The sequence below is a fragment of the Sphingomonas sp. 1185 genome (assembly GCF_040544655.1).
Lineage (GTDB): Bacteria > Pseudomonadota > Alphaproteobacteria > Sphingomonadales > Sphingomonadaceae > Sphingomonas.
In genome coordinates, this window is sequence record NZ_JBEPKL010000046.1 from 1 (window position 1) to 19,527 (window position 19,527).

Below are 19,527 nucleotides of genomic sequence, written 5' to 3' on the forward strand. Positions count from 1 at the left end.
GCGCCCACCCCTCACCCAGCTCCGACTAAGCCTTTGCTTTTGCAAAGGCCAAGTCTGCGCAACCCTCTCCCCTCTGCGAGGGGCGAGGGAAGGAAAGGCATCGATGAATGTCGGTCCACTCTTGGGGGAGGTGGCAGGCCGTCAGGCCTGACGGAGGGGTGTCGCGCTATCGATGGGGGGATCCCCCTCCACCAGCTTCGCTGGTCCCCCTCCCCTTGCAGGGGAGGAATTCACTCCTCCCCGCGCAAGGCCTTCAGGAAAAAGGCATATTGCCGCCGCATCGCATAGGCCACCGGGCCGGTGCTGCGCCCGGCCGTATGCTCGCCGCCGGGGATGACCAGCAGGTCGAAATCCTTGTCCGCCTTGATCAGCGCATCGACCACCTGGGTCGTACTGGCGGGATCGACATTGGAGTCCTGTTCGCCGACGACCAGCATCAGCTTGCCCTGCAACTGGTGCGCATGGACCACGCCCGACGCGTCCAGATAGCTCTGGTCGACCGGATAGCCGAGCCATTGTTCGTTCCAGTCGATCTTGTCCATCCGGTTGTCGAAACACCCGGCATAGGCGACCCCGGCCTTGTAGAAATCGGGATGGAACAGCAGCGCATTCAGCGTGCTCTGCCCGCCCGCCGAGCCGCCATAGATGCCGACGCGGGAAAGATCGACGGCGGGGTCCTTCGCCGCCAGCGCCTTCATCCAGGCGATCCGGTCGGGAAAGCCGCTATCGGCCAGGTTCTTCCAGGCGATGTCGTGGAACGCCTTGGAGCGGTTGGCGGTGCCCATGCCGTCGATCATCACCACGATGAAGCCCAGATCGGCGAGCTGCTGCATCCCCATGACCTTGTCGCCGCCCGAAAAGCCGCCGAACGGCCAGAAACTCTTGGGCACGAAGCTGTCATGCGGCCCGGCATAGATATTCTCGATCACCGGATAGCGTTTGGCCGGGTCGTAATCGCGCGGGCGGACGACCAGGCCGTAGATATCGGTCCGGCCGTCGCGGCCCTTGGCGGTGAAGCGCTCCGGCGGGCGGAACCCGGCGGCGGTCAGCGCGGTGATATCGCCTTTCTCCAGCGTCTGGATCAGGCGGCCGTCGCGCGCGTCGTGCAGTTCCATCGTCTCCGGCAGGTCGGTGCGCGAATAGACGTCCACATAGGTCGTCATGTCGGGGGAGAAGCGGACTTCGTGCGTCGCATTCTCCTGGGTCAGCCGGGTCAGGTTGCGGCCGTCGAAATCGACCCGGAACCATTGCTTGTAATAAGGGTCTTCGCCGGGCACGAAGCCGCTGGCGGAGAACCAGATCTGGCGCTTGTCGTCATCGACCTTCGCGATGTCGCGGACGATCCATTGGCCCTTGGTGATCTGGCGGATGATCCGGCCGGTCGTGCCGTCGATCATATAGAGATGCCGCCAGCCGTCCCGCTCCGACGTCCAGAGGATCTCGCGGCCCCTATCCTTCACATCGTGCGACCAGATGCGGTCGCGAAAGACGAAGGTCTTCGCGGTTTCGGTCACGGCGGCATGCGCCTTGCCGGTGTCGGCATCGACGGCGATGATCTTCGCCTCGCCGAAGCCGCGCTTCAGATCGTCGAAGGCGAAGCTCCTGCCATCGGCCCGCCAGGCCGGGGCCGACAGGGTATAGGCATTTGCGAACAGCGACGGGTCGATCTCGGTCCGCCTGCCGTCGGCGACGCGGAACAGGACGGGTGCCTCCTGATCCACCGCGTCGCCGGGCTTGGGATAGAGTTGCTGGACGACCTCGGGCTGGACCTTGCCCGGTGGCGCCGCGAGGACGCGGGTGACCATGCGGGGATAGCCGGGGCGGACCCGCTGGAGCGCGATATGCTGGCCGTCCGGGCTCCAGGCGATCGTCTCGGGATCGTAGAAATTGGCGGGGCTGCCGTCCTGGGACCGCCACAATTCCTTGCCGCCCGCCGCCTCGCGCACGACCAGATTGTCGTCGAGGACCAGCGCCTCCAGCCTGCCGTCGGGCGAGAGGCGGGGATGGTTGTCGGCGGGCACGCGCAGGTCGCGCACCACGCCGAAGCCGCGCGGGCGGCCGGGGTTTTCCGGCGGGACGACGGTGCAGGCGGGCCGGGCGAGGACGCAGCGATAGGTGACGCCGTCCTCATAGCCGATGCTGAAGGTGATCGCCGAACGATCGGGCGTATAGGCGAAATGATCGAAGGGCAGGCGGAGCGGTGCGATCGGCTTGCCCATGACCCTGGCCAATGCGGGGGCGAGCGCGGCGGCGTCGAAGGCGGGGGCCCTGGCGCGGCTGCTCGCGTCCACGTCGACGAAGGCGAAGCCGCCCGCCACCGTCTTGCGATAATGGAAATGCCGTCCGTCCGCGTCCCACTCGGCGGGGGAGGCGATGTCGCGGGTCAGCCATTGCCATTGCTCGCGAAGGGCCAGCGAGCTGGCGATACGGTCGGGCACGCCCTGCGCGGCGACCGGACCGGCGGCGAGCAACAGCGAAAGCGTCAGCAGGGTCTTCAACGGGCCGCTCCGATGGTGAAGCTGTAGGTCAGGGGCTGGAGCGGAATGCGGTACGGCATGTGCGCCCGGCCATCGAGGCTCCAGCCGGTATCGCCGCCGACCCCGACCTGCGCGGCGTCGATCAACAGCGTGCCGTCGCCATGCGGGCGGATGTCCGAGCTGTGCGCCTGGGACGGCGGTTTCATCGCCAGGTCGGCATAGGGGAAGGGCAGGGCGTTGACCGAAAGCGGCTGCGCCCCCGTCACGCGGAGCCCGACCCCGGTGCCGGTGAGTTGCAGCCAGCGCACATCGGTCTTGTTGCCGCTCTCCTGCGGGCGGGCATAGTCGTGATACTGGTCGGCCAGCGCCCCGCTCCAGCGGGCGATCATCGAGCCGGTCTTGCGGTCGGCATAGCTTTCCCACGGGCCGCGTCCGAACCAGCTGACCTGGGTGAATTGCTGCCCCGGCGTCGCGAAGGCGAGGCCGACGCGCAAGGGATCGGGCAGCGTCGCGCGCAGCGGCGTGAAGCGGACGGTTGCCGTCGCATTGCCGTCCGGCGCCATGGTCCAGCGGGTCTGCATCTTGACCGATCCGACGCCCATGTCGTGATCCACGACGATGGCATCGCCCTCGCGCCGGATCGCGTCGAGGCGGCGGTGCTCGGAGAAATATTGCCACATCGCATGGCTCTTGGGCACGCCCGCGCCCACGTCATTGTCGGTCGGCGCGCGGGTGAAATCGGGGGTGCCGCCGGTCAGCAGCGTCTTGCCGCCCCGCGCATAACGCCGGACGAGCCCGGTCGTCCGGTCGATCTCCAGCACGGCATCGCCCGCCGCCAGCGTCATCGCATCGGCGCTTTCCTGCGGCGCGACCGACCCTGCGGGCACGGCGGCGAAGACCGGGCCGGTCAGCGCGAACTGGTCCCAGCCGACGACATGGCCCGCAGGCAGCGGCGGGATCGCCCCCGCCCTGGTCCGCGCGCGCAGGATCAGCGATCGCTCGGCCGAGGCATCCCTGGGCGCGGGCAGGGTGAAGGACAGGGGCGCGCTGGCCCCCGCCGCCACGGACGGGGTGGCGATGCTGCCGCGCGCCGTCTCGACACCGTTTTCCAGCACTGTCCAATCGAGCGTGAAGCGCGACAGGTCGATATGGTCGTGGCGGTTGACCACCTGCCACCCGCCGTCCTCGTGGGTGAAATGGATCGGCGACTGGACATGCGCCATCTCGTAATATTCGGGGTCGGGGGTCCGGTCCGACTGGATCACGCCGTCGCCGACCGGGCTGTCGTCGCCGTGCAACCCGGCATCCTTGGGATCGGGATCATAGTCCAGGCCCTGTCCCCAATAGGGGCGGCCGTCCTTGTCCTTCAGGATCATCGTCTGGTCGACCCAGTCCCAGACGAAGCCGCCCTGGAGCTTGGGATATTTGCGGAACACGTCCCAATAGCCCTGGAAGTCGCCCAGGCTGTTGCCCATCGCATGGGCATATTCGCACAGGATCAGCGGCTGGGTGAATTCGGGCCGCTGGGCATAGTCGGCCAACTTCTCGACATCGTCGTACATGGGCGCGAAGATGTCGACATAGGCATTGGTCGGATGTCGCCAGCCGCTCATGCTGTAACCCAGGAAGTTGATCAGCCGGGTCTTGTCGTGCTGGCGGATCCATTTCGCCGCCGCCTCGAAATTGGGGCCGACGCCGCTTTCATTGCCCAGCGACCAGAAGATGATCGAGGGGTGGTTGCGATCGCGCTCGACCATCCGCTGCACCCGGTCGAGATGCGCCGCCGCCCATTCGGGCTTGTGCCCCAGGTTCAGCGTCGGATCGCCCTTTTCCTGGGTGAGGCTCAAGTAACCGTGGCTCTCGATATTGGCCTCGTCCATCACGTAGAGGCCATATTCGTCGGCCAGGTCGTACCAGCGCGGATCATTGGGATAGTGCGAGGTGCGGACCGCGTTGATATTGGCGGCCTTCATCAGCTCGATATCCTTGCGCATCGTCTCTTCGGACACGACGCGGAAGGTGTGCGGGTCATGCTCGTGGCGGTTGACGCCACGGATCATGATCCGCTTGCCGTTGACCCGCACCTCGCCGCCCGCGACCTCGACGGTGCGGAAGCCGATGCGGCGGCTGGTCGCCTCGATCAGCTTGCCCTTCGCATCGAGCAGTTCGACCAGCAGCGTGTAGAGATTGGGGTCCTCGGCGCTCCACGTCTTCATGCCCGGAATCTCCGCGGCGATCGTCGCGGTCGTGCCGGTCGGCGTCGCGGTCCGGGTCAGCACGACCCGCTTGCCGTCGAGCAGCGTGGCGCGCACCGAGGTCGCCTGCGCCGCGCCCGCCAGTTCGATCGCGGCCGACAGTGTCCCGTCGCGATAGTCATGGGTCAGCCCGGCATCGATCGCCAGATCGCGGATATGCGTCTGCGGCGCGGCATAGAGGGTGATCGAGCGTTCGATCCCGTTGACCCGCCAGAAATCCTGATCCTCGAGGTAGCTGCCGTCCGAATGGCGGTAGAGCTCGATCGCGATGGTGTTCCGCCCCGGCCGGGCGGCCCGGCTGATGTCGAATTCGGTGGGGAGCTTGGAATCCTCCGAATAGCCGATCTTCTGGCCGTTGACCCAGAGATAATAGGCCGCCCCCGCCGCACCGATGTTGAGGAGCAGGCGGCGTCCGGCGAAATGCGCCGGAACGGTGAAGTCGCGGCGATAGGACGCGACCTCGTTCAGCCGGTGCTCGATAAAGGGTTCGTTGCGCGGAAAGGGATAGCCGCTGCCGACGAAGACGGGACGGCTCAGCCCCTGGGCCTGGAGGATGCCGGGGACCGCCACGTCATGCCAGCTCGATACGTCGCGCGCCGGGTTCTCGAAGCCGATCGGGCGCGCCTCGGGATTGGGCGACATATGCACCTTCCACGTCCCGTCGAGCGACAGGTGATAGCGCGAGCGGGCGACATCGCCCGCCAGCGCCGCCGACCGCGTCTCGAACCCGGCGAAACTGCTGTGCATCGGCTCCGCGCCGATCCGGTTGATCGCGGGATTCTCCCAATCGGGGCGGGGCGGGACGGGTTGGACGGGTTGGGGAGCCGAGGTTTGCGCCAGCGCGCTGCTCGCCATCATGGCCGACAGGCTTGCCCACAGGGCCAGTCGCTTCGTCGCCATATCCCATCCTCCTCCTCTGAAACCACGCCATGCTAGATTATACGGAATACAATTTAAAGGCATGGTCGTCGGATTTAGCGCTTGCCATAGATGATACAAAATATCATTAGCCGCCGCCGGGGGGCGAATGGGAAAGGCCCGGATGATGACCGAACGCAACGATGGCGACGAAGCGGCGCTGGCCGCGATGCCGGGGGGAGCGCCGCATCATCGCGGCGGCTGGGGCGTGGATCGGCTGGCCATCTCGGCATCGACCCTGTGCCTGATCCATTGCCTGTTCCTGCCCGTGCTGGCCGCCTTCCTGCCCGCGCTCGCCCAGTGGACCGACACCGGCGAGGCGTTCCATCTCGTCATGCTGGCCATCGCGGTCCCGTTGAGCAGCTTCGCGCTGATCCGGGGATGGCGGCAGCATCGCGTGGTGGGCCCGCTGCTGGCGGGCGCGAGCGGTCTGCTCCTGCTGATGTTCGGGGTGATGCTCGACCATATGCTGATCGGTACGATCCTGACCGTCGGTGGCGGCATCACGCTGGCGCTGGCGCATATCGCCAATCTCCATGCCACCAACATGCGGTTGCTGACCGCGCTGTAACCCGATTTCTTCAACCCGAGCCGTGAGTGGGGGACGCCGTGTCCAAATCGAAGTTCGTCGCATCCTGTCTGGTCCTGGCCCTGATGGGCACCGCCGCGCTGGCCGAAGTGCGCGAGGGGGACGAGCCGCCGCACTATCTGCCCGCGGGCGGGTTCGACCTGCTCGCGATCCTGCCGCCCGCGCCCGGGCCGGACGATGCGCGTGGCAAGGCCGACCGGGCAATCTTCCGCCAGACGCGCAAGCTGGTCGGCACGCCGCGCTGGGCGCTGGCGACCAACGACGTGAAGCTGGACGATGCGGACATGGCGCATGACTTCTCCTGCGCGCTGGGCATCGCGCTGACCCCGCAGAACGCCCCGGTGACGATCCGGCTGATCGACGCGGTCGGCTCCGACACCGCGCGCGCGACGGGGATCGCCAAGCGCTATTACAAGCGGCAGCGCCCCTATCTGATCGACCGGGGTCCGGTCTGCCAGCCCGCATCCGAGCTCAAGGGCAGCTATGACTATCCCTCGGGCCACACCACGGCGGGATGGACCTGGGCGATGCTGCTGGCCGAGATCGCGCCCGATCGCGCGACGCCGATCCTAGCGCGCGGGCGGGCCTTTGGCGAAAGCCGGATCGTCTGCGGCGCGCACAATGCCAGCGCGGTCGAGGGTGGGCGGCTGTCCGCCACCGTGACTCTGACCGCGCTGTCGCAAAGCCCCGCCTTCCAGCATGACCTGGCCGCCGCGCGGGCCGAGATCGACGCGCTGCGCCGGAACCCGGCGACGCCGCGCCCGGACGCGGCCGCCTGTCGGCAGGAGGCGGCGCTGGTCGCGCAACCGATCTTCTGACCCTTTACCCGTTTCATGACGGAACTGTCATCCGCCGCACCTGTTCGGGTGGGGCGGGCGGCTTTTCGGCAAGGAACGGGATTATGGACAAGATTTCGGCATCGCGGCGCGCTGTCCTCGGTGGAGCGGCGGCGGCCGTCGCGGCCCCTGCGGTCGCGGCGCAGGCCACCGGCCCTGCGGCCACGCCGGTCAACACAGTGCAGGACCCGGTCAACCGTTACCCCAGGCCGCCCTTTCCCCGCCAGCCCCAGGCCTGGCCCGGCCTCGCCAGCAAGATGCAGCCGCTGCCCGACCATGGCGAGAAGAGCTATCGCGGCTCGGGGCGGCTGTCGGGGCGCAAGGCGTTGATCACCGGCGGCGATTCGGGGATCGGGCGCGCCGCCGCCATCGCCTATGCGCGCGAAGGCGCCGATGTCGCGATCAACTATCTGCCCGCCGAGGAATCGGACGCGCGCGAGGTCATCGCGCTGATCCGGGCCGAGGGGCGCAAGGGCGTGGCCATCCCCGGCGACATTCGCGATCCCGCCTTTTGCCGCAAGCTGGTCGCCAATGCGGTGCGCGAGTTGGGCGGGCTGGACATATTGGTCAACAATGCCGGGCGCCAGCAATCGGTCGAGGACCTCGCCGATCTGGACGAGGCGGCGTTCGACTGGACGATGAAGACCAATATCTATGCGCCCTTCTGGATCACCAAGGCGGCGCTGCCGCATCTGAAGCCCGGATCGGCGATCATCATCACCGCCTCGGTCCAGGCGTTCCAGCCCTCGGGCAATCTGTTCGACTATGCCCAGACCAAGGCGGCCAATGTCGCCTTCGCCAAGTCGCTCGCCAAGCAGCTCGGCCCCAAGGGCATCCGGGTGAACGCGGTCGCGCCGGGTCCGTTCTGGACCCCGCTCCAGCCCTCGGGCGGGCAGCCGACCGACAAGGTGGCGAGCTTTGGCGAGGATACGCCGCTAGGCCGTCCGGGCCAGCCCGCCGAGCTGGCGGCGACCTATGTGACGCTGGCCGCGCCCGAACAAAGCTATGCCACGGGGCAAGTGTTCGGCGCCTCGGGCGGCACCGGCGTGGGCTGAACCGTCCCGTTCCCGCCAGGCTTTTTGCAGCCTCGCTCTTGACCGCGACGCGCGGTTTCGCGCAGGCGCGCACATCTTAGCGAATAAGAGTCTGGCGGGAGAATGGAATGACCGAGGCACAGGATCGGATCGTCGCGGGGGTCGAGCTTGGCGGTACGAAATCGATTGTACTGATCGGGCGCGGACGGGACATTCTGGTTTCCGAACGGTTGCCGACGACCACGCCCGCCGTCACGCTGGCCGCGCTGCGCCAGCGTCTGGCCGAATGGCGCGACGAATATCGGCCCGAGGCGCTGGGCATCGGCAGCTTCGGCCCGATCGCGCTGGACAAGACCGGCATGGACTATGGCCATATGCTCGCCACCCCCAAGCCCGGCTGGGCGGGGGCGGACGTGGCGGGCGCGCTGGCCGAGGGCTTTGGCGATCGCGTCGCGATCCATACCGACGTGACCGGCGCGGCGCTGGCCGAGGGGCAATGGGGCGCGGCGCGCGGCCTGTCCGACCATGTCTATGTCACCATCGGCACCGGCGTCGGCATGGGCATCATCGTCAACGGCCAGCCGGTGTCGGGCCGGATGCATCCCGAGGCGGGCCATGTCCGCGTCCGGCGGGTGCCGGGCGACACCTTTGCGGGCTCCTGCCCGTTCCACGGCGACTGCCTGGAAGGGCTGGTGGCGGGTCCCGCCATCGCCGCGCGCACGGGCAAGCCCGCCCAGGAGCTGGCGGCGGACGATCCCGCCTGGGGCTTCGTCGCCGATGCGCTGGCGGAGAGCTTTGCCGGGCTGTTCCTGACGCTGGCTTGCGGGCGGATCGTCATCGGCGGCGGCGTGGGCGTGGGCCAGCCGCACCTGCTCGACATGGTGCGGGCCGCCACGGTCGAGAAGCTGTCGGGCTATCTGCCCTTCGTGGACGCGGCACAGGTCGCCAACCGGATCGTCCATGCGCAGCTGGGCGACCAGGCGGGGCCGCTGGGCACGCTGGCCCTGGCGCGCAGCGTCCTGCCCCAGGCGTAAAATCCCTGTCCTACAGCGAACCGATATGGTTCCTTCCTTCCGATCATGGGAGGGTGATATGGGACAGGGGAACAAGACGGCGGGGGTCGATGCGCTGATCGCACAGGTGATCGCGCGCGAGGGCGATTACAGCGATCACCCCGCCGACCGGGGCGGCGCGACGCGGTTCGGCATCACCGAGACGGTCGCGCGCGCCGACGGCTATACCGGGCCGATGCGCCGCCTGCCGCTGGCGCGGGCGGAGGCGATCTATCGGCGGCTCTACTGGACCGCGCCGGGGCTCGACCGGGTGGGCGCGCTGGCCCCGACGCTGGCCGAGGAGCTGTTCGACACCGGCGTCAACATGGGGCCGGGGGTGGCGGCCGGGTTCCTGCAACGCGCGCTGACCGCCCTGAACCGCGGCGGGCGCGACTATCCCGACCTGGTGCCCGACGGGCGGATCGGCCCCGCCACGCTGGCCGCGCTGGCGGCGTTCCTGCGCCATCGCGGGGCGGCGGGCGAGACCGTGCTGCTGAAGGCGGTCGAGGCGTTGCAGGGCGAACGCTATCTGACGCTCGCCGAGCGGCGACCCGCCAATGAGGCGTTCCTGTACGGCTGGCTCGCGGACCGGCTTTCGTGACCGGCGGCGACGGCATCGACGATGCGGCGGGGGAGGGCGGCGATGCCTGGACCCGCCGGGCGCGGCCGACCTTCCTCTATGTCATGTACGCGCTGCTGCTGTGGAGCATCCCGATGGGGCTGCTCGCCGGTCTGCGGCCCGGCATGGCGGCGGCGATGATCCGGGGCATGGCGCAATATCTCGCCGCCATTCCCGAGCCGCTCTATGCGCTCTTCGGCACCGGCTATCTGGGCTATACGGTGGCGCGCGAATGGGGAAAGCGGCGATGACGGCTCAATAGAAGCGCGCCAGCGTCAGCGAGCGGTCCTGCCCGTCGCAGGTGCGCAGACGGACGACGGTGCCGGGCTTGCCGACAGTCCAGCGGGCGAGCGGGCTGTCGACATAATCCTTGGGGATCGGCTGTCCGTCGATGGCGCAGATGGTGTCGCCGTCGCGCCAGCCGGTCTTCGCCGCCGGGCCGCCGCGCATGACGTGCAGCACGCGCAGCCGGTCGCCCGCCACGCCCATCAACAGCCCCGCCGTCGAGCGCAGCATGGGCTTGTCCGCATCGGGGCCGGGCGACAGGATCATCCGCCCCGCGCCGGGATCGAGCAGGACGCGGTAACGCTGGAGAAAGCCCGACCCGATCCGTCCCGCCGCGCCGACCGACTCGCTGAACCCCTGCGCGGGCTCGATCCGCACCTCGACCTCATGCGCGGTGAGCGTGCCCAGCCGGACCGTGGGGACGATCGCCAGATCGTTGATGCTGGCCCCCGCCAGCCCGAAGCCGATCGCGGTCGTCGTCGGCAGCGCGGACAGCCGCGCCGCGCGCCATCCCGCCTGGGTCACGGTCAGCGACGATCCGTCCCCCGTATCCACGATCACCGGCGACAGCTTGGCGGCCCCCAGGCCGACCGCGCTTTCATAGACGCGCCGCTCGGTCGAGACGGTCAGCGGCGCCGTCGCCCCGGTAAAGGGCATCCGGCCCGAGGGGATCAGGCGGAAACGCTTGGCGGCATAGTCGATGTCGAGCGCATGGGCGGCCAGCAGGTCGCGCCCAACCAACAGGTCGACCGGCGTCGCATCCCCGGTCGCCAGCGCGGGCAGCGGCGCGACCACGACGCCGCCGCCCCTGCGGGTCAGACCGCCCAGCGCCAGGGTGCGCGTCGGCATCCATCCGACCGCCACCGCGCCGCCGATCGCGCTGGCCTCTCCGCCGGGGCGCACCTTCGCCTTGGCGGCGATGGGCGAGTTCTTGGACAACAGGGTGAAGCTGACCCCGGTGTCGAGGATCGCCGAGACGCGCTGCCCGTCGATCGTCATGGCGAAGCGGATCTGGTTGCCGGGGGTCAGCTGAAAGGGGATCCAGCGTTGTTCGGCATCGGGGGCCAAAGTCTGGACCCCCGGATCGCGCGCGGCGGCGGCGACGATATCGTCCGCCCCGGCACCGGACGCGGCGGGCTTGAAAGCCTGATCGGCACGGGTGACGGCCATCGCGGCGGCCAGCAGGAACGGGACGGGGAGCAGATAGAAGAGGCGAGGCATCGTGCCCCAACGCCTAGCCCAGCCCGAAGCTGCGCGCGCGGGAAATCGCGTGTGCCCGGCGTTAGAGGCATGCCTCCAGCAGCGCCTCGTCAAAGCCGTACTGCTTGGCCTTTTCCAGCGTATAGGGGCGCAGGCCCGCCGAGCGGAACTCGCCGATGATCTTGCCGTCGGTGCCCTCGTCCAGATAGGCGAAGGCGAACAGTTCCTGGGTCACGATCACCGGGCCTTCCATCCCGATCACCTCGGTGATGTTGGTCACGCGGCGGCTGCCGTCGCGCAGGCGCTTGACCTGGATGACCAGATCGACCGAGTCGGCGATCTGGCGGCTGATCGCATCCTTGGGCACCTTGATGTCCGACATCATCACCATATTCTCCATGCGGGCCAGCGCCTCGCGCGGGGAATTGGAGTGGAGTGTGCACATCGACCCGTCATGGCCGGTGTTCATCGCGGCCAGCATGTCGAAACATTCGCTCCCGCGGATTTCGCCCAGGATGATCCGGTCGGGCCGCATGCGCAGCGCGTTCTTCACCAGGTCGCGAATCGAGATCTCGCCCTGGCCCTCCAGATTGGCGGGACGCGTCTCCAGCGGCAGCCAGTGCGGCTGTTGTAGGCGAAGCTCGGCGGCATCCTCGATGGTCAGCACGCGCTCGCCGGGGTCGATCATCTTGGACAAGGCGTTGAGCATCGTCGTCTTGCCCGATCCGGTGCCGCCCGAGATGACGATGTTGAACCGGCACGCCCCCGCGATCTTCAACAGGGTCGCCATGTCCTGGCTCATCGATCCGCCCGCCGCCATCATGTCGATGGTGATCGGCTTCGCCGAGAATTTGCGGATCGAGATGGCGGTGCCGCGCAGGGACAGCGGCGGCACGATGACGTTGACGCGGCTGCCGTCCTTCAGGCGGGCATCGGCCAGCGGGGTGGTCTGGTCGACGCGGCGGCCGACCGAGTTGACGATGCGCTGCGCGACCTGGAACAGATGCTCCTCGTCGCGAAAGCGGATGGGGGCGAGCTCCAGCCGCCCCTTGCGCTCGACATAGGTCTGCTCGGGGCCGTTGACCATGATGTCGGTGATGTCGGCATCGGCCAGCAATTCCTCGAGCGGCCCCAGGCCGAGCAGTTCGTCGACCAGCACCTTTTCTAGCGCGAACTGTTCGCGCCGGTTGAGCGTCAGCTTCAGCTCGGCCAGCACCTCGCCGATGATCGGGCGGAATTCCTCGGCCAGCTCGTCCTTGCCCAGCGTCGCGGCGGCCTCGGGATCGACGCGTTCGAGCAGGCGGGGGAGCACCTGTTCCTTGATCCGGTGGATCGACGCCTCGAAGCCTTCGCCGCGTGCGGCGGTGCCGTCGACCGGGGCGGCCTGGCGTTCGGCCAGCCGCTGCATCGCATCGGCGGCGGTGGCGGCGCGCGGGCCCTCGGGAAAGGGGGGCGGGGACAGCGGCTGTCCGGCGGCCGCCGAATCGCCATCGGAGCGGGCGGCCGGGCCGGGGCCGTGCATCGGCCGCGCGACGCCGAAGGCGGGGCGGCCCGCTTGCCCGCTTCCCAGACCGTGACGGCGACCGAACGCACTCATCCCGCAATTCCCCATGACATGGCGGGCAGGGGTAAATGGCAAGATTTACCATAAGCCTAACCGATCCCGGTTGCGGGGCATGGAAATGGCGGGATATGGCGCGCAGGACATGTTGAGCCGGTTCGTCCTCGCCCGTTTCCTGCCGCTGATGCTGGCCGTGCTGGGACTGATGCCCGTCGCCGCCGGGGCGGACGACATCGCCGCGACCGCGCGCGGGGTGGTGCGGGTCGTCACCATCGCGATGGTCGACGACCAGGTGGCGGGGTTCGGCCATGGCTCGGGCTTTGCGGTCGCCCCCAACCGGATCGTCACCAACGCGCATGTCGTCGAACTCGCCGAGCGCTATCCCGACAATGTCGTGATCGGCGTCGTGCCGTCCGAGGGCAGCAAATCCTATCAGGGCCGGGTCATCGCCTATGACGCGCACCGCGACCTGGCGTTGATCGAGGTCAGCGAGGCCAAGCTGCCGACCGTGGCGCTGTTCACCGGCCCGGTGACCGAGGGGGATCAGGTCATCGCGCTCGGCTATCCGGGCAATGTCGACCTGGCGACCGCGCAGTCGGCCGCCGACTATATCCGCCCGCTGTCGCCCGTCCGGTCGCAGGGTGTCGCCTCGGGCCGCCGCGCGCTGACCGGGATTGAGGTGCTGCTCCACACCGCCAGCATCGCGCGCGGCAATTCGGGCGGTCCGCTGCTCGACCCCTGCGGGCGGGTGATCGGGGTGAATTCGGCGCTGACGCGCGCGGACGATGGCGATTCGACCTTCGGCTTCGCGATCGCCGATACCGAGCTGATGGCGTTCCTCCGCGCCGCCAAGCAGCCCTATACTGCGGTCGGCATGCCCTGCACCTCGATCGAGGAGCGGCTGCGCGAGGACAGCGCGGCGGATGCGCGCGCGATCGCAGATGCCGCCGCCGCCCGGCGCGAGGCCGCCAACACCGCCGCGATCCGTCGCGAGGCGGCGCTGGCCACCGCCCGCGCCCAGGCCGAGCGGTCGCGGGAGAATGTCATGGCGATCGCCGCGCTGCTGCTGGTCGGCGGCGCGCTGGGCATCGGCGCGGCGGGGCTGCTCGAATCGCGCGGTCGACGGCGGCCCGCCATCTGGACCGTGTCGGCGGGCGGGGCCGCGATCGTCGCGGCGGTGGTCGTGTTCCTGCTGCGCCCCTCCGGCGAGATCGCGCTGCCGCCCGAAATGACGACGACGCCCAGCGCGTCGCCGCCGGGCAAGGCGCTGGGCGCGCTGATCTGCACCCTGGAGCCCGATCGCAGCCGAATCACCATATCCTCCACCGCCGAGGCGCGGCTGGACTGGGGCGCGGACGGCTGCGCCGACCGCAACGTCCAGTTCCTGGAAGGCGAGGGCGGCTGGCAGCGTATCCTGGTCCCCGATGACGAGCAGACGGTGACCGTCGCGCGCTTCGATCCCGTCACGCGCCGCTATACCCAGACCCGCTATCTGCTGCCCGCCGCGACGATGGAGGCGATCCGCAAGCTGCGCCAGCCCGCCACCCCGCGCGCCTGCACCCGCGATGACGCCGCGCTCCAGCGGCTGCAGAGCGAACAAGCGCAGATCCGCCAGCAACTGCCGCCGCTTCCCAACGAGAAGCTGGTCTATAGCTGCCGCTCGACCTGACAAAGTCCGGGGGCAAGGCTCTATGGGGCTTGCCTCGATCCCCCCTTGCGGTGAGAAGGGGGCTTGGCTGAAGCGGCTTGGGAGGGCCGGGGATGATCCTGGGGGGAATGCGCGCGCGTCGCTGGATGGCGGCGGCGCTGATGATGGTCTGCACGGCGTTTCTGGGCAGTCCGGCACAGGCCGAATGGCGCGAGGCGCGCGCCCGGCACTTCGTCATCTATGGCAACATGTCCGAGGACGCGATCCGCGCGATGGCGACGCGGCTGGAGCAGTTCGACGGCGTGCTGCGCTATTTCTACCATCTGCCCGAGGTCGACGGGCAGGAGAGCAACCCCGTCACCGTCTATGCCGTGGCCAATGTGGCGGCGATCCGTCGGCTGTACGGCAAGGACGGCGATCATGTCGCCGGCTTCTACCAGCCGCGCGCCTCGGGCTCGGTGGCGTTCACCCCGATCCGGGGCGATGGCGACGGTCCCAATGCGCTCCAGCCGCAGATCGTGCTGTTCCACGAATATGGCCATCATTTCCTGTTCGGCAATTCGACCGTCGCCTATCCCGCCTGGTTCTCGGAGGGCTTTTCCGAGTTCGCCAGCACGGCGCGGTTCGATCGCGACGGGGTGATGGTCGGCGTCGCGGCGCAGCACCGCGCCTATGGCCTGCTCGACAGCAGCAAGCTGCCGATCGAGACGCTGTTCGATTCGTCGCGGCGCAAGCTGGGGCCCGCCGAGCTGGATCAGGTCTATGGGCGCGGCTGGCTGCTGACCCATTTGCTGATGTTCGACCCGGCCCAGAAGGCGAAGTTCAACCGCTATCTGACGTTGCTCAACACCGGCACGCCCAGCATCGCGGCGGGCGACCAGGCCTATGGCTCGCTCAAGCAGCTCGACCGGGAGCTGGAGAGCTATCTGCGCAAGAGCCGGATTCCGGGGATGCTGATCCCCTATGACCGGCTGCCCAAGCCGCAGGTCGCGGTGCGCGTGCTGAGCCCCGGCGAACAGGCGCTGATCGAACTGCGGATGCGGTCGGATCGCGGCGTCGACCAGACCAGCGCGCGGCAGGTCTATGAGCGCGCCGCGTCGCTCGCGGCCTCCTATCCGCAGGATGCGGTGGCGCAGGGCTGGTTCGCCGAAATGGCCTATGACGCGGGCGAGGATGCGGCGGCCGAGGCGGCGGCGGACCGCGCGCTGGCGGTCGACGCCAAGTCGCAACAGGCGCTGCTCTACAAGGGGCTGATCCATCTGCGCCGCGCCCAGGCCGAACATAGCAAGGATGCGAAGCGCTGGGGGGAGGCACGCAGCTGGATCGTCCGCGCCAATCGCGCCGATCCCAATGCCGCCGAGCCGCTGGCGATATTCTATCGCAGCTTCGTGATGGCGGGCGAGAAGCCGCGCGAGTCCGCCGTCCTCGGGCTGGAGCGTGCCTTCCAGCTGGTGCCGCAGGACAAGGGGCTGCGCTTCACGCTGGCGGCGCATGAGATCGGCGCCAACCATATCGATACGGCGAAGGGCCTGCTGCGCCCGCTCGCCTTCGACCCGCATATGCCGCCCGACAATCCGGCGGCGCAGCTGCTGACGCTGCTCGACGCGGGTAATGGCGATGCGGTGCGCAAGGCGCTGGGCGCCATGTCGGGGCAATCGCCCGGCGAATAGGCCTTAGCCGCCGGTCCGCCACGCGCCCGCGACCGCCGCGATGAAGGCGGTGCGCCGCGCGGGTTCGGCGAGCAGCGGGTCGGGCGGGGTGGCGGCGGCGACGGCGCTGGCGAGGCGATCGCGGGTCGCCCCCTCCGCCCGGCGGATCGTGGCGGAGGGGAGGGATTGGCGAAGGCCCGCCGCGTCCCCCTCGAAGGCGATCCGCGCCACCCCGCGCGGCGTGACCGCCACGAGCAGCGCGCCCAGCGGGGAATCGACCACCGCCCATTCGATCGTCACGCCCGCGCCGCCGCGCCGCCACTGGCCGGGCGCCATGCCCAGCCGCTGCTCGCTATCGGCATAGAATCGGCTCGGCCCGGCATAGCCCGCCTCGTACACGGCATGCGTCACGCTCGATCCGCTCGCCAGCGCCCGCGCGGCGCGGTCGGTGCGTAGCGCGCGGGCATAGGCGGCGGGCGTCACCCCGGTCGCGCGTCGGAACAGCCGGTGGAAATGATGCGGCGCATAGCCGACCCGCGCCGCCAGGTCGGTCAGCGCGGGGGTGCCCTCCATGGCCTCGATCAAGGCGACCGCCTCGGCCACCGCCTGCCGGTCGCGCGCGACGTCGTCGGGCAGGCAGCGCAGGCACGCGCGATAGCCCGCCGCCCGCGCCGAGGCGCCGTCGGCATGGAAGCGGACATGTTCGCGCCTGGGTCGCCGGGCGGCGCAGCTGGGGCGGCAATAGATGCCGGTGGTCTGGACCGCGACGACGAACTGCCCGTCCGCCCGCCGGTCCCTGCGGCAAAAGGCATCCCAGGCGGCATCCGCATCGAAAAGGCGGGGCAAGTCAGTCATTTCAACGGCTTCCGAGGATCCCCGGCCTGGGGACGGGTGCATGATAGCAGCGCCGCTGTGGCATACATCCCACGGCTTGCGCCCAAAGCCGTTAAACTTGCGTCACCATCCTGTCACAAGATGCGCCACGCAGCTTGCATCCCAAGGTTCCCGATGCTAACCGCCCGCCAACCCATCGGAGGCGCGTTTTTCGCGCCCCGTTCCCCATGGGGCCAACCCGTTCGTTGTTCGAGGAATTCGCATCCGTGGAGATGTCCGGCGGTACTATAAGCGGCACAGGCGGCATCCAGGCGAGCCTGGGTGGACGTTATGCGCTCGCGCTGTTCGAAACGGCCGTTGAGGGCCGTTCGATCGACACGATCGAGGCGAGCCTCGTGACCCTTCGCGATGCGCTGGCCGCCGACAAGGACCTGGCTGCGCTGACCAAGAGCCCGGTCGTGGCGCGCGGGGCCGCCGTCAAGGCGATCCTGGCGGTCGCCGACACGCTGGGCCTCGACGGCGTGACCAAGAATTTCCTCGGCGTGCTCGCCGAGAATCGGCGCCTCTCGGCGCTGCCGCAGATCATCCGCGCGTACCGCCAGCTGGCCAGCCGCCATCGCGGCGAGGTTGCCGCCGAGGTGACGAGCGCCCACCCGCTGACCGAGGACCAGGTCGCAGCGCTCAAGCAGCAGCTGCGCACCCGCGTCGGCCGTGAGGTTTCGGTCGACCTGTCGGTCGATCCCGACCTGCTCGGCGGACTCGTCGTCCGCATCGGTTCCCAGATGATCGATAGCTCGATCCGCACCCGTTTGAATGCGCTCGCCAGCGCGATGAAAGGCTGACGTTCCATGGATATCCGCGCCGCAGAAATCTCCAAGGTCATCAAGGACCAGATCGCCAATTTCGGCACCGAGGCCCAGGTCAGCGAGACCGGCCAGGTGCTGAGCGTCGGTGACGGCATCGCGCGCATCTACGGCCTCGACAATGTCCAGGCGGGCGAGATGGTCGAGTTCGCCAATGGCGTGCAGGGCATGGCCCTCAACCTCGAGGCCGATAACGTCGGCGTCGTGATCTTCGGCTCGGACGCCGAGATCAAGGAAGGCGACACCGTCAAGCGCACCGGCACCATCGTCGACGTGCCGGTCGGCCGTGGCCTGCTGGGCCGCGTCGTGGACGGCCTGGGCAACCCGATCGACGGCAAGGGTCCGATCGAGGCGACCGAGCGTCGCCGCGTCGAGGTGAAGGCGCCGGGCATCATCCCGCGCAAGGGCGTGCATGAGCCGGTGCAGACCGGCCTGAAGGCGATCGACGCCCTCGTCCCCGTCGGCCGTGGCCAGCGCGAGCTGATCATCGGCGACCGCCAGACCGGCAAGTCGGCCGTCGCGATCGACGCCTTCATCAACCAGAAGACGGTCAACGCCGGCACCGACGAGTCGAAGAAGCTCTATTGCATCTACGTCGCCGTGGGTCAGAAGCGCTCGACCGTCGCGCAGCTGGTCAAGACGCTCGAAGAGAATGGCGCGATGGAATATTCCATCGTCGTCGCCGCGACCGCGTCGGAGCCCGCGCCGCTTCAGTTCCTGGCGCCGTACACCGGCACCGCGATGGGCGAGTATTTCCGCGACAATGCGATGCACGCGCTGATCGTGTTCGACGATCTGTCGAAGCAGGCCGTTGCGTATCGCCAGATGTCGCTGCTGCTGCGCCGTCCGCCGGGGCGTGAAGCCTATCCGGGTGACGTCTTCTATCTGCACAGCCGTCTGCTCGAGCGTGCGGCCAAGATGAACGACGCCAATGGCGCCGGTTCGCTGACCGCGCTGCCGATCATCGAGACCCAGGCGGGCGACGTGTCGGCCTACATCCCGACCAACGTGATCTCGATCACCGACGGCCAGATCTTCCTCGAAACCGACCTGTTCTTCGCGGGCATCCGCCCGGCGATCAACGTCGGCCTGTCGGTCAGCCGCGTCGGTTCGGCCGCGCAGACCAAGGCGATGAAGAAGGTGTCGGGCTCGATCAAGCTGGAGCTCGCCCAGTATCGCGAAATGGCCGCCTTCGCGCAGTTCGGCTCGGACCTCGACGCCTCGACGCAGAAGCTGCTCAACCGCGGTGCGCGTCTGACCGAGCTGCTCAAGCAGCCGCAGTTCAACCCGCTGCCCTTCGAGGAGCAGACGGCGTCGATCTTCGCAGGCACCAACGGTTACATCGACAACGTGCCGGTGGCGCAGGTCGTCCGCTACGAAGCGGCGATGCTCGCTTACCTGCGCAACGATCATGCCGATGTGCTGGCGATGATCCGCGACACCAAGGATCTGGGCGACGAGGCCAAGGGCAAGCTCAAGGCCGCGCTCGACCAGTTCGCGAAGATTTTCGCGTAAGACGGCATGTAAGCCCTCTCCCCTCCGGGGAGAGGGTTGGGTGAGGGGCGCCACACAGGCCGTCTCATCCGTGGCGGGGGGGGGGCCCCCCCCCCCCCCCCCCGCGGGGGGGGGGGGGGGGGGGGGGGGGGGCCCCCGCCGCGCACCAAACGCATGCGACTTGCGCCCGTCAAAGACTCAATCGAACAGGCT

15 protein-coding genes are annotated in these 19,527 nt (G+C 68.8%); 10 read left to right on the forward strand and 5 right to left on the reverse strand.

Annotated elements, in window-relative coordinates:
* Positions 1–230: 230 nt before the first annotated feature.
* Entirely contained in the window at positions 231–2,498 is a 2,268-nt protein-coding gene (locus ABIC44_RS18925; RefSeq protein ID WP_354296975.1) for a S9 family peptidase, read from the reverse strand.
* Positions 2,495–5,632 carry a glycoside hydrolase family 2 TIM barrel-domain containing protein gene (locus tag ABIC44_RS18930; protein WP_354296976.1) on the reverse strand — a complete coding sequence of 1,046 codons (3,138 nt, stop codon included), beginning with the start codon at positions 5,630–5,632 and terminating at the stop codon, positions 2,495–2,497. Before ABIC44_RS18930 ends, ABIC44_RS18925 begins: the two co-directional genes overlap by 4 nt.
* Before the next feature lie 142 nt (positions 5,633–5,774).
* On the opposite strand from ABIC44_RS18930, the gene ABIC44_RS18935 reads away from it, so the two are divergent.
* The 6 genes from ABIC44_RS18935 to ABIC44_RS18960 all read left to right on the forward strand — a co-directional run bounded on the left by ABIC44_RS18935 (position 5,775) and on the right by ABIC44_RS18960 (position 10,031).
* On the forward strand, positions 5,775–6,221 hold the full coding sequence (locus tag ABIC44_RS18935) for a MerC domain-containing protein (protein ID WP_309696985.1): 447 nt from the start codon (positions 5,775–5,777) through the stop codon (positions 6,219–6,221).
* A 38-nt stretch (positions 6,222–6,259) separates the two neighbouring features.
* The gene (locus ABIC44_RS18940) at positions 6,260–7,057 is read left to right on the forward strand and encodes an acid phosphatase (RefSeq protein WP_354296977.1); all 798 of its coding nucleotides are present in this window, start codon (positions 6,260–6,262) and stop codon (positions 7,055–7,057) included.
* A gap of 83 nt (positions 7,058–7,140) precedes the next feature.
* Positions 7,141–8,130 carry an SDR family oxidoreductase gene (locus ABIC44_RS18945; RefSeq protein ID WP_307100405.1) on the forward strand — a complete coding sequence of 330 codons (990 nt, stop codon included), beginning with the start codon at positions 7,141–7,143 and terminating at the stop codon, positions 8,128–8,130.
* A 107-nt stretch (positions 8,131–8,237) separates the two neighbouring features.
* Positions 8,238–9,143, forward strand: a complete 906-nt coding sequence (locus tag ABIC44_RS18950; protein ID WP_309701230.1) for an ROK family protein — start codon at positions 8,238–8,240, stop codon at positions 9,141–9,143.
* 58 nt (positions 9,144–9,201) lie between these two features.
* Positions 9,202–9,762, forward strand: a complete 561-nt coding sequence (locus tag ABIC44_RS18955; RefSeq protein ID WP_307100400.1) for a glycoside hydrolase family 108 protein — start codon at positions 9,202–9,204, stop codon at positions 9,760–9,762.
* Positions 9,759–10,031, forward strand: coding sequence for a 3TM-type holin (locus ABIC44_RS18960; RefSeq protein ID WP_309696974.1), 273 nt, complete (start codon positions 9,759–9,761; stop codon positions 10,029–10,031). The genes ABIC44_RS18955 and ABIC44_RS18960 overlap by 4 nt, the downstream gene beginning before the upstream one ends.
* A 4-nt stretch (positions 10,032–10,035) precedes the next feature.
* On the opposite strand, the gene ABIC44_RS18965 is transcribed toward ABIC44_RS18960, so the two are convergent.
* Both ABIC44_RS18965 and ABIC44_RS18970 read right to left on the reverse strand, forming a co-directional pair.
* Positions 10,036–11,286: an aspartyl protease family protein gene (locus ABIC44_RS18965; protein ID WP_354296978.1), complete on the reverse strand. Its 1,251-nt coding sequence runs from the start codon at positions 11,284–11,286 to the stop codon at positions 10,036–10,038.
* A gap of 61 nt (positions 11,287–11,347) precedes the next feature.
* On the reverse strand, positions 11,348–12,862 hold the full coding sequence (locus ABIC44_RS18970; protein ID WP_354296979.1) for an ATPase, T2SS/T4P/T4SS family: 1,515 nt from the start codon (positions 12,860–12,862) through the stop codon (positions 11,348–11,350).
* A gap of 109 nt (positions 12,863–12,971) precedes the next feature.
* Here ABIC44_RS18970 and ABIC44_RS18975 point away from each other — a divergent pair, with 109 nt between their 5' ends.
* Together ABIC44_RS18975 and ABIC44_RS18980 are read left to right on the forward strand one after the other, a co-directional pair.
* On the forward strand, positions 12,972–14,495 hold the full coding sequence (locus ABIC44_RS18975; RefSeq protein WP_309696968.1) for a S1C family serine protease: 1,524 nt from the start codon (positions 12,972–12,974) through the stop codon (positions 14,493–14,495).
* A 92-nt stretch (positions 14,496–14,587) separates the two neighbouring features.
* The gene (locus ABIC44_RS18980) at positions 14,588–16,144 is read left to right on the forward strand and encodes a hypothetical protein (protein ID WP_309696966.1); all 1,557 of its coding nucleotides are present in this window, start codon (positions 14,588–14,590) and stop codon (positions 16,142–16,144) included.
* Between the two features lie 3 nt (positions 16,145–16,147).
* Here the strand turns inward: ABIC44_RS18980 and ABIC44_RS18985 are convergent, their stop codons facing one another.
* Positions 16,148–16,978, reverse strand: a complete 831-nt coding sequence (locus ABIC44_RS18985; protein WP_502959868.1) for a bifunctional transcriptional activator/DNA repair enzyme AdaA — start codon at positions 16,976–16,978, stop codon at positions 16,148–16,150.
* A gap of 251 nt (positions 16,979–17,229) precedes the next feature.
* Between ABIC44_RS18985 and ABIC44_RS18990 the strand changes: the two genes are divergently transcribed.
* Positions 17,230–17,799: a F0F1 ATP synthase subunit delta gene (locus ABIC44_RS18990; protein ID WP_307104613.1), complete on the forward strand. Its 570-nt coding sequence runs from the start codon at positions 17,230–17,232 to the stop codon at positions 17,797–17,799.
* Positions 17,800–17,805: 6 nt separating this feature from the next.
* Positions 17,806–19,335: a F0F1 ATP synthase subunit alpha gene (gene atpA, locus ABIC44_RS18995; protein WP_007406897.1), complete on the forward strand. Its 1,530-nt coding sequence runs from the start codon at positions 17,806–17,808 to the stop codon at positions 19,333–19,335.
* Positions 19,336–19,527: the final 192 nt, after the last annotated feature.

Excerpts from the sequence above, each read along its gene's own strand:
- ABIC44_RS18930 (WP_354296976.1), bottom strand. The coding sequence starts at position 5,632 with ATGGCGACGAAGCGACTGGCCCTGTGGGCAAGCCTGTCGGCCATGATG.
- ABIC44_RS18935 (WP_309696985.1), top strand. The coding sequence starts at position 5,775 with ATGATGACCGAACGCAACGATGGCGACGAAGCGGCGCTGGCCGCGATG.
- atpA (WP_007406897.1), top strand. The coding sequence starts at position 17,806 with ATGGATATCCGCGCCGCAGAAATCTCCAAGGTCATCAAGGACCAGATC.
- ABIC44_RS18965 (WP_354296978.1), bottom strand. The coding sequence starts at position 11,286 with ATGCCTCGCCTCTTCTATCTGCTCCCCGTCCCGTTCCTGCTGGCCGCC.
- ABIC44_RS18985 (WP_502959868.1), bottom strand. The coding sequence starts at position 16,978 with ATGACTGACTTGCCCCGCCTTTTCGATGCGGATGCCGCCTGGGATGCC.
- ABIC44_RS18955 (WP_307100400.1), top strand. The coding sequence starts at position 9,202 with ATGGGACAGGGGAACAAGACGGCGGGGGTCGATGCGCTGATCGCACAG.
- ABIC44_RS18975 (WP_309696968.1), top strand. The coding sequence starts at position 12,972 with ATGTTGAGCCGGTTCGTCCTCGCCCGTTTCCTGCCGCTGATGCTGGCC.
- ABIC44_RS18970 (WP_354296979.1), bottom strand. The coding sequence starts at position 12,862 with ATGAGTGCGTTCGGTCGCCGTCACGGTCTGGGAAGCGGGCAAGCGGGC.
- ABIC44_RS18980 (WP_309696966.1), top strand. The coding sequence starts at position 14,588 with ATGATCCTGGGGGGAATGCGCGCGCGTCGCTGGATGGCGGCGGCGCTG.
- ABIC44_RS18990 (WP_307104613.1), top strand. The coding sequence starts at position 17,230 with ATGTCCGGCGGTACTATAAGCGGCACAGGCGGCATCCAGGCGAGCCTG.
- ABIC44_RS18950 (WP_309701230.1), top strand. The coding sequence starts at position 8,238 with ATGACCGAGGCACAGGATCGGATCGTCGCGGGGGTCGAGCTTGGCGGT.
- ABIC44_RS18945 (WP_307100405.1), top strand. The coding sequence starts at position 7,141 with ATGGACAAGATTTCGGCATCGCGGCGCGCTGTCCTCGGTGGAGCGGCG.